Annotated in this window: 1 protein-coding gene; it reads left to right on the top strand. The window is 69.8% G+C overall.

The features are described 5' to 3' along the window. Positions 1-1,603 (top strand): acyltransferase domain-containing protein (locus tag CHC08_RS47850; RefSeq protein ID WP_143653733.1); only part of this gene is annotated, 1,603 nt, incomplete at both ends.

Below are 1,603 nucleotides of genomic sequence, written 5' to 3'. Positions count from 1 at the left end.
GAGGGGTTGATTCACCAGACCGGGTATGCGCAGCCGGCACTGTTCGCGGTTGAGGTGGCGCTGCATGCGTTGTTGTCGCACTGGGGTGTGAGCCCTGATGTGCTGGTGGGGCATTCGATCGGGGAGATCACCGCTGCGTATGCGGCGGGGGTGTTGTCGCTGGCGGATGCGGCCGCCCTGGTCGCCGCCCGGGGCCGGTTGATGCAGGCGCTGCCTTCAGGTGGGGCGATGCTCGCGGTCGGGGCGGCCGAGGTGGATGTCCGAGCGCTCCTGGACTCCATGACCGATGGCGAGGCAAGTGACGGTGGTCTGACCTCCGCGGGCGGCGATAGGTCAAACGGCGGTGGCGAGTCGAGTGGCGGTGGCTCGGCCGTCGTGGGCGGTGGCGAGTCGACCAGCGGCTTGGTCGTTGATGTTGCGGCGGTGAATGGTCCGGCCTCGGTGGTGGTGTCCGGGGCTGAGGGTGACATCGAGCGGGTCGCCGAGCTGGCTACGGAGCGAGGTTGGAAGACGAGCCGGTTGCGGACGAGTCATGCGTTCCATTCGCGGTTGATGGAGCCGATGCTGGCGGAGTTCGCCGGGGTTGTTCGTGGGTTGAGTTTTGCTGAGCCGGTGGTTTCGGTGGTGTCGACGGTGACCGGGCGGGCGGTGGAGTCGGGGTTGTGGTCGGATCCGGAGTACTGGGTCGAGCAGGTTCGCAAGCCGGTCCGGTTCGCCGACGCGCTGGGCGCGTTGGAGGGTGTCAGCCGGTTTGTGGAGTTGGGTCCGGATGGGGTGCTGGCCGCGCTGGTGCAGCAGCCGGATGCCGTTGCGGTTCCGTTGTTGCGTCGGGAGCGCGATGAGGTCGCCACCGCGCTGACCGCGTTGGCGACCCTGCATGTCAACGGTGTGCCGGTGGAGTGGTCGGCCGTGTATGCCGGAACCGGCGCTCAGCCGGTGACCTTGCCGACGTACGCCTTCCAGCGCCAGCGGTACTGGCTGGAGACCCGACCGGAGAAGGCCAGTGCCGCCGATCCCGTCGAGGCCGGGTTCTGGGACCGGATCGAGCAGGGCGATCTGCCCGGCCTGGCCATGCAGCTTGGCGTCGCGGAGACCGCCCTCGAAGGCGTCCTTCCGGCGCTGACCAGCTGGCGGGCGCAGGGCCAGGAACGGTCGTTGGTCGACGGCTGGCGGTACCGGGTCACCTGGGAGCCGGCCCCAGAGCCTGGACCCGCGAGTCTTTCGGGCACCTGGGTGCTGGTCGGCGACGCTCCGCTCGCCGCTGCGCTGGAGTATCACGGCGCCACGATCGTCTCGGTGCCGGCGGGGTCGAGGGCGGAGCTGACCGCTGTCCTGCGTGGCCTGGATGCCACCGGCGTCGTAGCGGCCCCGGACTCCTTGGAAGAAGCACTGGCGCTGGTCCAGGCGATGACCGACGCCCCGAGCGGCGCCCAGCTGTGGCTGGTGACTCGGGGCGCGGTGGCCACGGGGCGGGCGGATGGCGCGGTGGACGTCGATCAGGCGCAGCTCTGGGGTTTCGGTCGGGCGGTGGGGCTGGAGCATCCGGAGTTCTGGGGTGGGTTGCTTGATTTGCCGGTTGAGTTGGATCGGCGGGCGGCGGCTC

The sequence above is a fragment of the Streptosporangium subroseum genome (assembly GCF_900188345.1).
Lineage (GTDB): Bacteria > Actinomycetota > Actinomycetes > Streptosporangiales > Streptosporangiaceae > Streptosporangium > Streptosporangium subroseum.
Note: the sequence above shows the minus strand (reverse complement) of the source record. Positions and strands in the feature narration are given on the sequence as shown.